The 14,901-nt window shown below is 68.3% G+C and carries 21 protein-coding genes and 1 pseudogene; 17 read left to right on the forward strand and 5 right to left on the reverse strand.

Annotation, left to right across the window (positions count from 1 at the left end; translation table 11 throughout):
- Nucleotides 1–269: 269 nt before the first annotated feature.
- A pseudogene (locus tag ACFYO2_RS43205) lies at nt 270–437 on the forward strand (YdcF family protein); the annotation flags it as partial.
- A gap of 200 nt (nt 438–637) precedes the next feature.
- On the opposite strand, the gene ACFYO2_RS43210 reads toward ACFYO2_RS43205, so the two are convergent.
- The 3 genes from ACFYO2_RS43210 to ACFYO2_RS43220 form a co-directional block, all read right to left on the reverse strand.
- Nucleotides 638–1,159, reverse strand: a complete 522-nt coding sequence (locus ACFYO2_RS43210) for a GNAT family N-acetyltransferase (protein ID WP_388361217.1) — start codon at nt 1,157–1,159, stop codon at nt 638–640.
- Nucleotides 1,144–1,572 (reverse strand): hypothetical protein, encoded by a 429-nt coding sequence (locus ACFYO2_RS43215; RefSeq protein WP_388361220.1) that lies wholly within the window; start codon nt 1,570–1,572, stop codon nt 1,144–1,146. The genes ACFYO2_RS43210 and ACFYO2_RS43215 overlap by 16 nt, the downstream gene beginning before the upstream one ends.
- A 129-nt stretch (nt 1,573–1,701) precedes the next feature.
- Nucleotides 1,702–2,391: a helix-turn-helix domain-containing protein gene (locus ACFYO2_RS43220; RefSeq protein WP_388361223.1), complete on the reverse strand. Its 690-nt coding sequence runs from the start codon at nt 2,389–2,391 to the stop codon at nt 1,702–1,704.
- Between the two features lie 255 nt (nt 2,392–2,646).
- On the opposite strand from ACFYO2_RS43220, the gene ACFYO2_RS43225 reads away from it, so the two are divergent.
- Nucleotides 2,647–3,273: a tyrosine-type recombinase/integrase gene (locus ACFYO2_RS43225; RefSeq protein ID WP_388361354.1), complete on the forward strand. Its 627-nt coding sequence runs from the start codon at nt 2,647–2,649 to the stop codon at nt 3,271–3,273.
- 95 nt (nt 3,274–3,368) lie between these two features.
- Here the strand turns inward: ACFYO2_RS43225 and ACFYO2_RS43230 are convergent, their stop codons facing one another.
- Entirely contained in the window at nt 3,369–3,710 is a 342-nt protein-coding gene (locus tag ACFYO2_RS43230; RefSeq protein WP_388361226.1) for a hypothetical protein, read from the reverse strand.
- A gap of 398 nt (nt 3,711–4,108) precedes the next feature.
- Between ACFYO2_RS43230 and ACFYO2_RS43235 the strand changes: the two genes are divergently transcribed.
- Entirely contained in the window at nt 4,109–4,864 is a 756-nt protein-coding gene (locus ACFYO2_RS43235) for a hypothetical protein (protein ID WP_388361229.1), read from the forward strand.
- A gap of 1,466 nt (nt 4,865–6,330) precedes the next feature.
- Complete coding sequence (locus tag ACFYO2_RS43240) at nt 6,331–6,495, forward strand: hypothetical protein (RefSeq protein WP_388361232.1); 165 nt, start codon at nt 6,331–6,333, stop codon at nt 6,493–6,495.
- A gap of 339 nt (nt 6,496–6,834) precedes the next feature.
- On the opposite strand, the gene ACFYO2_RS43245 is transcribed toward ACFYO2_RS43240, so the two are convergent.
- Entirely contained in the window at nt 6,835–7,299 is a 465-nt protein-coding gene (locus ACFYO2_RS43245) for an NUDIX hydrolase (protein WP_388361235.1), read from the reverse strand.
- A gap of 18 nt (nt 7,300–7,317) precedes the next feature.
- Here ACFYO2_RS43245 and ACFYO2_RS43250 point away from each other — a divergent pair, with 18 nt between their 5' ends.
- The 13 genes from ACFYO2_RS43250 to ACFYO2_RS43310 all read left to right on the forward strand — a co-directional run bounded on the left by ACFYO2_RS43250 (nt 7,318) and on the right by ACFYO2_RS43310 (nt 14,836).
- Nucleotides 7,318–8,097 (forward strand): GntR family transcriptional regulator, encoded by a 780-nt coding sequence (locus tag ACFYO2_RS43250; protein ID WP_388361238.1) that lies wholly within the window; start codon nt 7,318–7,320, stop codon nt 8,095–8,097.
- A gap of 140 nt (nt 8,098–8,237) precedes the next feature.
- Nucleotides 8,238–8,591 (forward strand): hypothetical protein, encoded by a 354-nt coding sequence (locus ACFYO2_RS43255; protein WP_388361241.1) that lies wholly within the window; start codon nt 8,238–8,240, stop codon nt 8,589–8,591.
- Between the two features lie 2 nt (nt 8,592–8,593).
- The gene (locus ACFYO2_RS43260) at nt 8,594–9,949 is read left to right on the forward strand and encodes an FtsK/SpoIIIE domain-containing protein (protein WP_388361243.1); all 1,356 of its coding nucleotides are present in this window, start codon (nt 8,594–8,596) and stop codon (nt 9,947–9,949) included.
- 82 nt (nt 9,950–10,031) lie between these two features.
- A complete protein-coding gene (locus ACFYO2_RS43265) occupies nt 10,032–10,250 on the forward strand; it encodes a hypothetical protein (RefSeq protein ID WP_388361246.1) in 219 nt (72 codons plus the stop codon).
- Nucleotides 10,251–10,285: 35 nt separating this feature from the next.
- Nucleotides 10,286–10,942, forward strand: a complete 657-nt coding sequence (locus ACFYO2_RS43270; protein ID WP_388361357.1) for a DUF2637 domain-containing protein — start codon at nt 10,286–10,288, stop codon at nt 10,940–10,942.
- Between the two features lie 14 nt (nt 10,943–10,956).
- Nucleotides 10,957–11,136: a hypothetical protein gene (locus ACFYO2_RS43275; RefSeq protein WP_388361249.1), complete on the forward strand. Its 180-nt coding sequence runs from the start codon at nt 10,957–10,959 to the stop codon at nt 11,134–11,136.
- A gap of 4 nt (nt 11,137–11,140) precedes the next feature.
- Complete coding sequence (locus ACFYO2_RS43280; protein WP_388361252.1) at nt 11,141–11,332, forward strand: mobile element transfer protein; 192 nt, start codon at nt 11,141–11,143, stop codon at nt 11,330–11,332.
- A 12-nt stretch (nt 11,333–11,344) separates the two neighbouring features.
- Entirely contained in the window at nt 11,345–11,500 is a 156-nt protein-coding gene (locus tag ACFYO2_RS43285; protein WP_106409895.1) for a hypothetical protein, read from the forward strand.
- 23 nt (nt 11,501–11,523) lie between these two features.
- The gene (locus ACFYO2_RS43290; RefSeq protein WP_388361255.1) at nt 11,524–11,853 is read left to right on the forward strand and encodes a SpdD-like protein; all 330 of its coding nucleotides are present in this window, start codon (nt 11,524–11,526) and stop codon (nt 11,851–11,853) included.
- Between the two features lie 89 nt (nt 11,854–11,942).
- Nucleotides 11,943–12,125 carry a hypothetical protein gene (locus ACFYO2_RS43295; protein ID WP_388361257.1) on the forward strand — a complete coding sequence of 61 codons (183 nt, stop codon included), beginning with the start codon at nt 11,943–11,945 and terminating at the stop codon, nt 12,123–12,125.
- Complete coding sequence (repSA, locus tag ACFYO2_RS43300; protein WP_388361260.1) at nt 12,118–13,497, forward strand: replication initiator protein RepSA; 1,380 nt, start codon at nt 12,118–12,120, stop codon at nt 13,495–13,497. Before ACFYO2_RS43295 ends, repSA begins: the two co-directional genes overlap by 8 nt.
- Nucleotides 13,494–13,682, forward strand: a complete 189-nt coding sequence (locus ACFYO2_RS43305) for a helix-turn-helix domain-containing protein (RefSeq protein ID WP_388361263.1) — start codon at nt 13,494–13,496, stop codon at nt 13,680–13,682. Before repSA ends, ACFYO2_RS43305 begins: the two co-directional genes overlap by 4 nt.
- Nucleotides 13,682–14,836, forward strand: a complete 1,155-nt coding sequence (locus ACFYO2_RS43310) for a tyrosine-type recombinase/integrase (protein WP_388361266.1) — start codon at nt 13,682–13,684, stop codon at nt 14,834–14,836. Before ACFYO2_RS43305 ends, ACFYO2_RS43310 begins: the two co-directional genes overlap by 1 nt.
- The last annotated feature ends 65 nt before the right edge of the window (nt 14,837–14,901 follow it).

The following is a 14,901-nucleotide window of genomic DNA, read 5'->3' on the forward strand; positions in this document are numbered from 1 at the left end:
CAACTTAGCCCGAGCACGGTTCACTTCATGTGCATCCACACCTCCAACGTGCCCCCAAACAGGACCGACAGACAGACGTAACGGAGCCCTACTAGCAGCTGTCGCAACACCCCGGTTCAAGGGGTGCGATGTTCGAGATCCGCAAGACCCGGACGGTGGCTCAGGGCCGCAGGAAGCTGACCCGTGAGCGGGAGGAATACTTCCGGCTCGTGCAGCAGCGCAGGACGGTGGAGTCGCGGGGCAGGGGATGGGAGAGAACTTGGCATCCCATCAGCGACGAGAAGCTCGTCGCTGACATGCTCGTCGGCGACCGTCAACGGGTGATGGAGTGCCCGAAGCTCGGCTTCGCGGTCGAACGGAGCGCACCGGGTGACGTGTATGACGCCTGTGAACGTCTTGTACACGACGGGTTCGACAGCCGCCTCAGCGCTCCTTGACGACCAGAGGCGTGAGGCAAGGTAGCCGGACCCGCGACCGTCGTGCCCAGCGTCTGTGCAGACTGCACGAGTGCTTGATGCATTTGGTGCCGGCCGGCAGGATCAGGTGGCGGCGATTATCCCGAACCTTTCGCAGTTGGGGCGTATGGGCGCCAAACTCCGTAGCTCGCAGGAGCCTTGGCGCAGGCCGGGGAGCCGACTCACGTTCGAAGGTCCTTGAGCATGACCGCGTACAAAGGGGAGTCGGCGAACGGCTGCTGCTCGCCGGCCTTGGTGTATCCCCACGACTCGTACAGGGCTTGGAACTTGGGGTGGGTCACGTCGACCAGGAGCACGGCGAGGTCCTCCGTGCGTTCCTTCAGCAGCGCCTCGTGGAGTCGTTCGGAGATGCCTTGCTTGCGCCAGCCAGGGCGCACCATGACCTCCGAGACGGCGTAGGTGGAGCTGTAGCCGTCGCTCGGCTCGTAGTCGGTGGAACGCCACCATTCGCGGCCGGGGGCGAGCGGGGCGCCGTAGGCGAAGCCGACCGCCTCGTCCGCCACGACGCAGGAGAAGCCGTCCATGCCGGTCCAGTGGTCGACGAACCAGGCGAAGCGTTGGTGGAAGGGGTCGTCCATCTGGTCGGCGTAGGCGTCGGCGTGTACGTCGATGAGCATCTGCCGGAAGCCCTCCGGGAGGCTTCCGTACTGGAAGTGACGCAGGTCGATCACGCTCGACTCCATTCGGTTCGCATGCGGTCTGCCCAGTCTCGTGCGTAGGAGGCGGATGGGGCCAGGACGAACAGGCCCCGGTGGAAGTCGCCGATGAGGGTGCGCATGCGGCCGGGGAGCGTGCCGCCGTCCATGATCGTGAAAACGTCGGCAGCGGTGGCCGTTGCCTGCTCCGGTTCTCCCTGGTGGAGCTGGGCGAGGGCGAGTTGCGCGGTTGCGAGCGCCCTGTTGCGACGGAAGGCGGTCGGGATCCGGGCCAGGGCGCGGTGGGCCATGGCTTCGGCGAGGGTGTGGCTTCCGCTGTTGTAGTGGACGACGGCGGCGAGGTGATCGAGTTCGGACTGGCCGTAGAAGGCCGTCCAGCGAGGGCGCTCCCGCTCCGGTGCCTTGACGAAGGTGTCCTGGGCCCCTCCGAGGGACCGCACGGCAATGCGGCCGTCGCCGAGGGCAGCGTAGGCGAGGGCCGCGCGGGCCCGGCCCAGCGAGTCGAAGAAGGGGTCTCGACGGGCCGCCGAGGAGGCTTGTGCGGCCTGGGCCGCTGCGAGGGCTTCGGGCTAGTTCCGGCGTTGGTAGGCGAGCATCGAGAGGTTGACCCACACGCGCATTTCGGTGGGGCCGTCCTGGGAGAGGCCGGCGTAGGTGGAGGATGCGTTCAGGTACTTCTGCGCCTGGTCGAGGTTGCGGGCGTCGATGCAGGACCAGGCCGCGATGGTCGTGTACTCGGCAGCCAGTGCGTACAGGGCGCGGCGGACGCGTTCGCCGGCGTTGCGCTGCTGCAGCTCCAGCACGCCGGTGCGGCCCTTGAGAGCGGCCTTCTCCAGCTCCGCGTGTCCGCCCTGGCGGTCGTCGGCCTCGACGAGGGCATTCATCCCGGCGGCGGCCCGAGCGACATCCGACATACCGACTGCGCGGCGCTGATTCACCAACGGAACGGCGGCGGCTGCGGTCCCTGTGGCCGAGGCGATGAACGTACGACGCCGCACGGGGTCCTCCTGCGGGTGTTGCATGGTGCGTGGTGCGCTGAACCCTAAGTCCTCGACAGGGCAGCCGAACACCCGCTCCAGAGCCGCGCACGTACGCCCGATGCGGGAGGTCCCGTTCAGCAGGTTGCGGACCGTGCGGGCGGAGACATCGCCGGGCCGACCGGTGATCCCTGCGAGCGCGGTGTTCATCCGACCAGCCAATTCCTCCTGGGTGAGCCCGAGTTCCTTCATCTGGCTCTTGAGGACGGCGTTCGCTCCCATGGCACTGACGGTAGACCTGCGGTCACCGACCGAACCAGGCCCGAGGTCACGGGAACGCAAAGTCTTCCGGTTCGGGACGGCCGGCGGAAGCGCGACCCTTCCTGTTCCTCCCGGGGCTCAAGTCGTTGACTCGGTACCACCCCGTCGAGAGCACTCTGGTTCCCCCTTCCTCTCGGCGGCATGAGGAGAGCCCGCCCCGTCGTCACCCGTCGCGCGGGGCGGGCGTCCCACCCCCGGAGGGATGTTCTCGTGACCATGACCGAAGCCAGACCTACCGCGACCGGCGCCCCCGGCTACACCGAGACGATGCCGTGCGAGCCGGAATCCGCTCGCCGAGCGCGCCTGCTCGTCTCCGCCGCTCTGAGCGCCTGGGGCATAGGCGAGTTGGCCGGGGTCGGGGTGCAGATCGTCGCCGAGCTCGTCAACAACGCCATCGACCACACCCGGTGCCGTGTGGTCCGTGTCCTGGTCACGCGGCCGGCTGCGGGCGTGGTGGAGGCACTCCTCTTCACTGCCCCGCAGGGCGGACCGCTAAGGGCCCGCAACTTCCGTCAGCGGTTCTTCGCGCCGGCGGTCGTGAAGGCCGAACTGGGACACCTCAAGGTCACCCCGCACAAGCTGCGTCACACGGCCGCCTCGCTCGCCATCGCCAGCGGCGCGGACGTCAACGTCGTACAGACGATGCTGGGCCACAAGTCCGCGACGCTGACTCTGGACACGTACGGGCACCTCTTCCCGGACCGCCTCGACGAGGTCTCGAAGAAGATGCACAAGCGGCGCGCCAAGCAGCTGGCCAAAGCGAAGGCCAAGCTGGAGAAGGCTGAGCGCATGGCCCGCGAGGCCGCCGAGGCAGTGGCCGCCCTGGAGGAGGGTGTCGCGTGATGTGTGCCTAATCCGTGCCGGGAAGCCGTGCGCGAAGGGGCCGCCCCACCGCACTGTTGCGGTGGGGCGGCCCATTGCGTCTCCCTCGGATCAGGTCAGCCGCGCGGCCGGCCTTCCTCCCGAGCTCGGTCAATCGCAGCAGCGGCCACATCCCCGGCCAGCTGCTCGATCTCCTCGGGTGCCTCCCGCTCGTCGAGCACGAAAAGCCGGACACCGACGAGACGGGTGGTTGTCTTCCAGCCGAGACGGCGACCCGCCTCCCGAGCGGCACGCCGGACGTCCTTGAGTTCGCCCATGTTCGCAAGGTCATCGCTGCTCAGGACCAGTTGCCCGTAGTAGCCCTGATACTCGGGCCTCAGGACGGTCCGCATCAGCGACTCAAGCTGGTCGACCAGCTTCTCGTACCGGCGTCGGGCCAGCTCATCCTTGACGGGCATTCTGCACAGCTCCCCACCATCCGCGCGCACGGCATGTGTGCCATATGTGTGCTGCGAGGACGAAGGCCCTCCCGCCCGCCGGACGGAAGGGCCTCTGACCAGGTGTTTCTCTGTGCCCCCGGCAGGATTCGAACCTGCGACACCCGCTTTAGGAGTTCGATCTACCCCCAGAAAGCTTGCGGTCTGCGTCGCATGCTGGCGCCGTACGTGGGTGCCGATAGCCGCCGTAGTCCGCCCTCGTTGATGTCGACGTTGGATGTCAGCGGAACAGCTTCGGCACCGGGCAGACTTGCAACGGCTCGCCCGGCTGGTCGGCCCACCGCCACCGGACATGCCGACCAGCACACACCACAGCGATCGACAGGTCGGCGAAAGTACGCTTGCGGCAGTCTGCTTGGATGCCGGAGATGACGACGAGTTCTCCTGTTCCCCGTGCAGACGACGCCGATTCCGACCGCCTGAGGACCCTACTGGAACGTGCCGCCACGGGCCGGGACAGTCAGGCCTGGAGCGACCTCTGGACGGAGCTGCATCACAACGGCTCTCTGGATGTCGCCCATCCGATGGTGCTGCGCACGCTGGCCGACATCGCAGAGGTCGGCAAAGCCGACACGGCGCCCTCGGCCCTCCACCTGGCCGGCGCCCTTCTCGTCCAGGCCGACCAGCGGTACGAGACCCGGAACCTGCGGCACGATTACGTGCCGGAAGTCGCACGCCTGTTGGGCGCCGCGAATCGGTGGCGGCAGGTCACCGCCGACCGGAACGACTACTGCTATCTGGTTGAGGCCGTCCTGAACCTGGAGGGCGACATCCACTGGGCGGAGGACTTGATCTGGGGCGTCGTCAGCGAGGAATACGAGCTCGAGTGCCCCGATCCCGACGGGTGCGCGTCGCTGTGGGTGATTTTCGGAGAGCGGGGCTTCTTCAGTACGGCGGAGGACTACGCCCTCTCCGACGACGTCGAGACCTTCCCTCTCCATCCGGCCGATCCCCGAGCCCTGAAAGGTCTCGGCCGGCGCCTCTACGACCTTGCCTTGGCCGACGGTCATGAGGAAGTCGCGCGCGTCCTGACTTATGCCTTCGGTGAGGCAACCTGCCCGGAGTGTGAGCAGCGCTTCTCCGTCGTCGGTCAGGTCGTCGCCTGTTCGAGCTGAGAGCCGCGTCAGGGTGGTGGGGTGTGAACCCACGACCTCTTCGTCCCGAAGCAACTGCGGCGAGTGCCTGACCTCCAGCCGATGTACCTCTCACCTGCTGCGATGGTCCGCAGACGTCCGCGGTTGTCCGCCGCTGTTCGTCGGCGTTGTCACGCAGTTAGACACTCACCGCTGATGCGTCCTGTGGGGCTTGCGGAGGAGCAGCATCTGATCCGTAGCTCTAGCCCGATCGGTCAGCGGGGGTCATACCGGCCGCTGGGCGGGCCCGGAGGGACACTACCTGCGGGGGCGGTTACTAGGGTTGCGGTACCTGGCTGCTGTACCGCACGATCCAAACGGGGTGACCATGGAACGGCATGTGCTGGAATCGCTGTTGACCGGTGATGACGAGGCGTCCGTGATAGCTCTGGCCGCCCTCCGCAGCGGCGCCCCCTACTCGGTGGAGGAGCGGGTACAACCCACTGGTGCGCATGCCGGAGTCTTCAGTCGCCGACTTCAGCGCATGCGGATGCGCGGATTCGAACCTCCTGGCCTGGAGCGAGCAGTGCAGCTCATCAGGGAATATGGCCGGCCTGTGCGCACAGCGCTGATCGATCCTGACAATCGGACACGGTTCACCCTGCTCTTCCTCACCGAGGACGGCAGCGCACTCGTGGCCTGCGCTAGTTGGCCACTGCCGCTGGTTGCCAGGAAGCCACCGCTTTAGGAGCGAGGTTGGGCGATTGCAGGCGTGACCTGCGGATTCCCTTGCCTTGGGAACAGGCCGGCGGTACGCCCTGGCGAACCCCAATTCCCCGTGGGTCCCCGTGCGTTCTGGCACGAGAGTGGCACGGCCCGAGGACCGTGCCACGACCCCTCGATGCGAACTACGGGTGGGAAGGTTTCTGAGGTCTCCCGGCCTGGTCACGGGGATGCTAGCGGCCCGTGACGACTTCCTGTGGTTGCCACGGTTGCGGTACTTCGCTCCTGTACTGCACTCCGGCTGCGTCCAGTGACGCTTCACGAACCAGTCCGAAACAGAGCGATCATCACTCCCACGAACAGCACAGCCGACACCACCGCAAGAACGAGATACACGAGCCTGGACCACTGCTCAGCGCGCAACGAACTCCCCCTCCTTGGCAAGCCACCTGCCTGGTGACGTGAGCCGCAGCATCTCATCCTGATCCCGGTGACAGGAGCGCCAGTTTGGAAGATCGCGTATGCGGGTCCGGGCTGAGCTGGCGAGACGGCGACCTGGGCGTTCCCGGGGTGCTCGCCGATGTTCCCGTTATTCCCCTCCGGTCGCTGCCCGATCGGGCACGTAGCGGGCACGGACGACCCTCTCCCGCTCGTCCAGGCCCGTCGGCACCCATATGGCCTTGTGGGGCCTGGTCGGCGCTCATGCGGCCTACCAGACTCTCGCCCTCCCTGTTTGGGCTCGAACGTATGTGGCAGGCTGTGCGATCAACTGCCTGGGGGCACCCGTGAACGAGGATGACATTGCGAGAGCGGTCGCTCAAGGACTGCGTCAGTACGACGCGGAGCGACGGGCAGCGGAGCGGCGTCGGGCACGACAAATGGTCCTTGTGCTGCTCGCGACTGCGTTCGTCTTCGGCCTGCAGGTGCTGGCTTCCTTCCTGAAGCTCTGAGGCGTGCGCCTGCCCACGAGGTCGGCGTAGCGACTTTGGCCGGGAGCTGCTTTGGGGCGAGTGATCATGGCCCCGTAAGCTTCCGGCGCGTCGGGCAGTCTGTGGACCTGCCCGTTAAGGCACGACGTTGGGGCCATGATCTTCGAGGCTCGCCCCAAAGTGGCTGGCTAAAGTCGCGGAGCCGACCGCCCCAGCCACAGACGGTTTTCCTACCTTCGCCCGCATGCACGCAGCGCGCCGCCGGGCGCGGCCAGCCGGGGCGCAGACAGGAGGCAGGCCGCGCCGCAGAGGCGGCGCGCGCCCGCGCCGTGCGCGGGCCTTGATGAAGTAGGGAAAGTTCTATCCCGCTGGGATGAGGCGCTTGCCGTCGTGGCTCCGCACGTGAGGGCCGTTGCCGTCCAAGGCATCCAAGAGCCTGATCGCGAAGACCTCGGCCATGCGCTCCGCGACCTCCTCGGGCGTGAGCCAGGAGACTGCCGTCGACTCATTCGACGTGCGCTCGGTGCCGCCGGAAGGCTTGCAGCGGAAGACCAGGGCCACGATGCCGCGGGTCGTGTTCTTGTAGACGCCGGTGAGTTCGTCCACCTCGACGTGGATGCCCGTCTCCTCCAGGACTTCGCGGGCTACGCCCGTCTCGGGGGCCTCGTCGAGTTCGAGTACGCCGCCGGGGAGCTCCCAAGTGCCGTTGTCCGCCCGGCGGATCGCCAGGAGGCGGCCGTCTTCGCGCACCACTACTCCGGCCACAGATACGGAGTGCAGCGGCGGCGACGTTGCTTCCTGTGATTGACTCATGTACAGGAGCATAGGAGGAAGAGAAGGACTATGGGAACTGCGGTAGGAGGAGAGAGGTCCGTACCCCGGTACGTACAGATCGCCGACGAGATCGTTCAACAGATCCGGGTGGGGATCCTCAAGCCTGGTGACATGGTGCCGAGCGAGTCGGATCTCGTCGAGCGCTACGGCGTCTCGGGCGGCACGATCCGCAAGGCCATGGTGGAGGTGCGCGCGAGCGGGCTCGTCGAGACTCGTCACGGCAAGGGCTCGATCGTGAAGGATCGGCCGCCGGTACGGCACCGCTCCTCCGATCGCTTCCGGCGCTCGCTCCGGCAGGGCGGCAAGGCCGCATACCTCGCCGAATCAGAACAGTCCGGCGCCACGGCCAAGGTGAGCGTCCTCTACATCGGCCCGATGGAGGCCCCCGAGGATGCGGCCCAACGGTTGGGCGTCTCCGCCGGCACTCAGGTCCTCGCCCGGCGACGGCTCTACTTCCGCAACGGCACCCCGGTCGAGACGGCAACGTCGTACCTCCCGTGGGACGTCGTCAAGGAGATCCCCGAGTTGTTCGCCGAGAACCCCGGCGGCGGTGGCATCTACGCTCGACTCGAAGACCATGGGCACGAGTTCGCCGAGTTCGTCGAGACGCTGCAAGCGCGCCCTGCCTCCAAGGCGGAGGCGTCCGAGCTGGCGCTCAGCCCCGGTGCGCCGGTAGTTCATTTGATCCGTGAGGCCCGTACGACCGACGGTCTTGTAGTTGAGGTCTGCGACACGCTCATGGCCGCTGACCAGTTCGTTTTCGAGTACAGGATCCCCGCCGCCGACTGACGCGCACTCAACTCCCCGCAGCCCGTCGCGAGTTCTTCTCCGCGGCGGGTTGACTCATGTATAGGAGTCAGGCACTCTTCTTCATGTCACTCATATACATGAGTGACGGAGTCCCGCCCTCTATAGAGGAGTGATCTGCTGTGCGTCAGATTCCCGTCGACACCTCCAACGCGACCGTGATGGTTGCCAAGGCCCCGCAGCCCAAGGTCAAGGACCGCCGGACGGGCGAGATCGCCACCGACAAGGACGGCGTCACCCTGATGACCGTGGAGGTCATGTTCTCCACGCCCGACGAGGTGGAGATCCTCAAGCTCACCGTCCCGGAGCCCGGCGTCTCCGAGGACCTGACCATGGGGACCCCGGTCGCCCTGACCGGCCTGGTCGCCTCGGCGTGGGAGAACGAGTTCAACGGCCAGAAGCGGCACGGCATCGCCTTCCGCGCGGTCGCCGTCACTTCGCTCGCCGCCGCTGCCTCGAAGCCCAAGGCGGCCTGACCATGACCTGGTTCACGGTCGCTCTGGTGCTGGTCGTCGCTGCCGCAGTGATCCTGCGGTGGCGGCGCCCCGCCTGGTACTGGATGACCTTCGGCGTCACCTTCGCTGCTCTTCGGGTCCTGGTCCGATACGCCTCCGTCATGGACGCCTGCGGCCTGACCGTCCCGCCCTCCCGCTGGCGCCTCACTCTCGCCCGGATGGCCAACCGCCCGGTCCCTGAGTCCCGTCCGCCGCGCATCCTGCGTATCCGCCCGACCCGGACCGGCCTGGTCCTGCGGCTCAAGCTCCGCCCCGGACAGGACGCCTTCGACGTCTCGGCCGCCACCGACCGGCTGCGCCACTCCTTCGGGATGTACGGCGTGACCTCCCGCGAACTGCGGTCCGGTGTCGTCGAATTGCGGATGACCGGCTATGACGTGCTCAAGCGGGTGCAGATGCCCGCCAAGACCGACCGGGCACCGATGCGCATCCCGGTCGCGCTGCGGGAGGACGGCGCGATCCACTACCGCGACTACCGCACTGTCCCGCACGGGCTCACCCTCGGCGCCACCGAGTCGGGCAAGTCCGTCTACCAGCGCAACCTGGTCGCCGGGCTCGCGGCGCAGGATGTCGCCCTGGTCGGCATCGACTGCAAGCAGGGCGTTGAACTCTTCCCGCTGGCCCGTCGCTTCTCCGCGCTCGCCGACAACCCCGACACCGCTCTCGACCTGCTGGAAGCACTGGTGACGCACATGGAGGACGTCTACCAGCTCATCCGCGCCCAGCAGCGCATCAGCGTCAACGTCCCGGACACGGAGATCGCCGCCGACATCTGGGACCTGCCCGAGGACCTGCGCCCCGTCCCGGTCGTCGTCCTGGTCGACGAGGTCGCCGAACTCGCCCTGTTCGCCACCAAGGACGAGGAAAAGCGCCGGGACCGCATCATCACCGCCCTGGTCCGCCTGGCCCAGCTCGGCCGCGCCGCCGGGATCTACCTGGAAATCTGCGGGCAGCGCTTCGGCTCCGAACTCGGCAAGGGCATCACCATGCTCCGCGCCCAGCTCACCGGCCGCACCGCCCACCGCGTCAACGACGAATCCTCCGCCAACATGGCCTTCGGCGACATCGCCCCGGACGCCGTCCTCGCCGCCATCCAGATTCCCACCGATACCCCCGGCATCGCCGTCACCGGCGACTCGACCGGTGGCTGGGCCCGCATCCGCGCCCCGCACACCTCGCTGCGCGAGGCCGTGAACATCTGCAACCGGCACGCTGAGCGCACCCCGGATCTGCCCGCACTCGCCGCCTTCCGGCCCGCTCTCAGCCCGGCGTCGTCGGCCCGTGTGCCGCTGTCCAAGGCAGCCCCCGCCACCGCCTGACCTCTTTCCCGCTACCCGGTCGGCGCGACCGCCTCGCGCCAGGTCCCTACCCCGCCCATGCCTAACACCCGGGAGGACACCGATGCCCCGCAAACCCTGGTACGAGTTCGACCCGGCCGAACGGGACGACGCCAACAGGCTCGGCTTCCTGTACGAGAGTCTGCGCAATCACCTGCACTTCCACCCGGCGATGGACGACTTCCTTGTGGTCCTAAGCAGTGCTTTTGAGGCCGAGTTCGCCCACTGCGCGGACGGCGCCTACCCGCCGGTGGGCCACAGCTACCCACGGCAGGAGGACTGATCGCCGTGGACACGCGCAAGTCCGCGCCGCGCTCGATGCGACCGGACGCCGTACTCGTACAGGCCGTCATCGCCGGTGCCCTGTCCTTCGCCCACCTGCACGACCTCGCCGCCGCTGCCGGACAGGACGGCTGGAAGGCCTGGGCCTACCCGATCTCGGTCGACCTGCTCCTGGTCGCCTCCTGGCGGCGGTTGCGCTCAGACGGCCCGTCTCGACTGGCCTGGTCCTGGTTCCTCATCGCCCTGGTGGCCTCACTCGGCGCCAACGTCGCCACCGCCGGACTCCTCGACCTCCACCAGGTCCCGGCCTGGCTGCGCATCCTCGTCGCCGCCTGGCCCGCCCTGGCCTTAATGGGCGGCACCCTCCTCGCCCACTCGCCCACGGCCGAAAACCGGATGCCGGATCCGCCGGCACCCGCAGCCACCGAAACCGCACCGCAGATCCCGGAACCTGTCGCCTCCGGCCCTGCCCAGGAACCGGAGCTCGCCGAGGTCCCCGCGGCTGAAGAAACCCCGGCCCTCCCCGCCGCCGACCCAACTCCATCGGTCCCGGCCGCCCTGGTCGACCACGCCCGCAAAGTCGCCGACGACCACCAGGCCCGCACCGGATCGCCGATCGACACCGACACCCTGCGTGCCCGCCTCGGCGTCCCGGCTCAGCTCGCCGACGCCATCGCCGCCCAGCTCGCCTGACAGGAGGAACCCTCATGCGTCCGCAGATCCGCGCTGCCCTGGAACGGTCGGCCGAACTCACCCGGAACAACCGGCTCGTAGAAGCCATGCAGACAGGCGAGGCAGCCATCAACCAGGCCACCGACGACGAACAAGACGAGATCCGCCGGTGGCTCATCGACCACACCAACGACTTCACCGGAGAGGACCACTGACGACATGCCTGCCCGTGACCACTTCCACACCGTGATGCGGATCGGCCCGGTTCAGATCGGCACCCACCGCGACCGCCACGGCCAGACCAAGCACGCGGCCGTGTGCACCAACGACCGGTGCGGCTGGTCCGCCGACTACTCCAGCCAGAGCGCCGCACAGCTCGCCGCCCGCACCCACCGCTGCAAGGTCCGCTAGGAGGCCACCGCCATGGACGTTCCCCTCTGGTTCGCCCTCGCCGTCGTCGGCTACCTCGGCTGCAAGCTCATCCGCCCGCCGCTGTGGCTGGTCCTGGTGCTGCTCCTCGGCGGCTACCTCATCGCGGACAGTCTGCTCGCCCCGGTCATCGACACCGCCATCAAGTAACCACCTGCGAAGGGAGATCCGTCATGTTCCGCCCCAAGATCCCGGTCATGCCCCAGCCGACCGGCCACATCGCCCCGCCTGCCGTTGTCGAGCCGACCGCCGTCATCCAGCAGCAGCCGACCGCTGCCCCGGTGCCTGCGCCGGTCGCCTCAGCTCCGGTCTCCGCCCGGCCTGCCGTCCAGCTCACCCCCGGCGCTGTCGTCGCCCTCTTCGGTGGTGGAACGGCCGTGGTCCTGGTCGTCGGCGCCGTCCTGGTCTCGATGCTCCTGGCGGTCGCCATCACCGGCGTCTCTGTCGCCATCTGCGCCCTGGTCATTCGCTCGCTCATCACGAGCGAGGCAAAGCGGCGCTGACCGGCCCCCGGGCGGCCTCAACCGCCAAGTCTCCACCGCCCGGGAGCCCTGACCCTGCCGAATCCGAAGATCCGGAAGGAAGTCCCAGCATGACGCACCGCACCCCACCGCCGCCCCGCATCTGCCCCAACTGCGACGGCTTCGCCTCCGCCGCCATCACCCTCGGCGGCCGCGATCAGAACGGCCACCTGCGGACCATCACCGCCCACTGCCCGGTGTGCAACGGCACCGGCACCCGCCCCGCCCGCACCCGGGAGGGCGCCCGTGCCTGACCTGCTGCTCGACCCGGTCACCCTCGGCGATCTGCTGAGGGTGGCCTCGGCCGACGACTTCGACCGCTGGCAAGAGCAGATCCGCCGCACCGGCGGCTGCGCCGACCCCATCCACCTGACCGGCTGGACTCTCGCCAAAGACAGGACGACCGGCGAGACCCTGCACCACTACTCCACCGAGAACGAGCCCGGCGGACGCGTCCGCGTCGCCTGCGGCAACCGCCGCGCCTCCCGCTGCCCCTCCTGCGCCTGGACGTACGCGGGCGACACCTACCACCTCATCCGCGCGGGTCTGGCCGGAGACAACCGCCGCGACATCCCGTCCACGGTCCGCGATCACCCGCGCGTCTTCGTGACCCTCACCGCCCCGTCCTTCGGCCCGGTCCACAACCGGCCCGACCATGGCACCTGCCGCTGCGGCACCCGCCACACACCGGATGATCCAGCGCTCGGCACGGCGCTCAATCCGGCGACGTACGACTACGCCGCCGCCGTCCTCTTCAACAACCATGCGGGCAACCTGTGGCAGCGCTTCACGACTCGGCTTCGCCGCGAGATTGCCGCCCGCGCCGGACTCACCCGCCGCGAACTGGCCGATCATGCACGCATCTCGTACGGCAAGGTCGCCGAGTTCCAAAAGCGCGGTGCGCTGCACTTCCACGCCGTGATCCGGGTCGATGGCCCCGAGGGACCCGAGACGGCTCCTCCGTCATGGGCAACGGTCGACCTGCTCGCCGACTCGATCCGTGCCGCCGCCGCGCACTCGTACACCTCGGTCTCTGCGCCGGCCGTTTCAGACCAGCCCGCCCGCACCTTCCGCTGGGGCACCCAGCTCGACGTCCGCCCGGTCAAGGCCTTCGGCGACGGCTCCGACATCACCGAACAGGCCGTCGCCTCCTACGTCGCCAAGTACGCCACCAAGGCCGCCGAGAACACCGGCACCCTCGACCGCCGCATCGGCGAACTCTCCGAACTCGACCGCCACGGCGTGCCCGACCACACCCGCCGCCTGATCGAAGCGTGCAAGCGGCTCGACCCGCTCTACCCGGACCGCCGCATCTGGGCCTGGGCTCACATGCTCGGCTTCCGCGGCCACTTCTCCTCCAAGTCCCGCCGCTACTCCACGACGCTCGGCGAACTCCGCCAGGCTCGCGCCGACTTCCGCGCCGCCCAGGAACGCGAAGCCCTCGGCCTGGACGACGTCGAGCCGGACACCGTCCTCGTCCTCGCCGACTGGCAGTACGTCGGACACGGACACACCCCCGGCGAATCCGCCCTCGCTGCCACCATCGCCCGCGACCTCCAACACAACCGCGAAACCGCCCGCGAAGCCCTACGCGACCAGCTCGCCCAGGAAGGAGCCGCAGCATGACCACCGCCACCCCTGAACTGCTGACCGTGCCCGACGTCATGGCGCGGCTCAAGCTCGGACGCTCCAAGGTCTATGACCTGATCCGCTCGCACCGCCTCGTCTCGATCAAGATCGATGGTGCTCGACGCATCCCCGCCGACGCCGTCCGGGACTTCATCCTCGGCCAGATCGAAGAGGCTGCCTGATGGCCAGTCAGCGCAAGCGAAACCCCAACGGTGCAGGCACGATCACCAAGCGCAAGGACGGCCGTTATCAGTGCGCCGTCTACGTGCTCCAGCCGGACGGCACCCGCGCCCGCAAGTTCGCCTACGGGAAGACCTGGCAGGAGTGCGACACCAAGCGCCGGGAGCTGCTCGCCAAGGTCGACCAGGGCGTGCCCGTGCCGACTCGTTCGGCCAAGCTCTCCGAATGGCTGCCGTACTGGCTGGACAACGTGATCAAGCCTCGGCGGAAGCTCAGCACGTACGACAAGTACGAGGCACACGTCCGGCTCTACCTGGTGCCCCTGCTCGGTGCCAAGCGGCTCGAAACCCTCGGCGTCGCCGACGTGCGCCGCTTCCTCGTTCGCCTGGAGAAGGAGACCACCGCTGCAACGGCCAAGGAGTCACACCGCGTTCTGCGTTCCGCGTTGTCCTCCGCCTGCCGCGAGGAGCTGATCGCGCGCAACGTGGCCAAGCTCGTTGAGCCTCCCCGCACGGACAACCGGGAGCTGAGTCCCTGGAGCCTGGACGAGACGTTGGACTTCCTTGCGGCGTCCCGCAGGGATCCGCTCTACGCGGCCTTCGTGCTCGCCATTGCCATGGGCCTTCGTCGGGGCGAGATCATCGGCCTCCGGTGGTCGGATCTCGACCTCGAAAACCGCGTCCTCTACGTCCGCCAGCAGACCCAGCGGCGTCGTGGTGTCTTGTACGACGACGACCCCAAGAGCCGCCGCCGACGCGTCGTGCCGCTGCCCGCGCTCTGCATCGCCCCGCTGCGCTGGCACCGCATGCGGCAGTCCGCCGCACGCGCCAAGGCGGGGGAGCAGTGGCACGAGTCGGGGTACGTCTTCACCACCCGCACCGGTCGCCAGGTCGAGCCGCGGAACGTCTACCGGTCCTTCACCCGCGTCGCCGAGTCCGCCGGCCTTCGCGTCATCCGGCTCCACGACGCCCGGCACGGTACGGCGACTCTCCTCACGGCGGCCGGAGTCGCGCCCCGCGTCGTGATGGAGATCCTCGGGCACAGCCAGATCAGCATCACCATGGACGTGTACACGCACGTCGTGCAGGACACCCAGCGCGAAGCCATGAGCCACATGGACCGGCTCCTCAGGAAGAGGTGCCCCGGTCGTCAGTGACCGCACCCGTTGATGTCAGAAGTAGATGTCAAAGGCCCCGGACCATGATCGGTCCGGGGCCTTTT

The organism is Streptomyces sp. NPDC006602, assembly GCF_042870385.1.
In the GTDB taxonomy this organism is placed as follows: Bacteria; Actinomycetota; Actinomycetes; order Streptomycetales; family Streptomycetaceae; genus Streptomyces.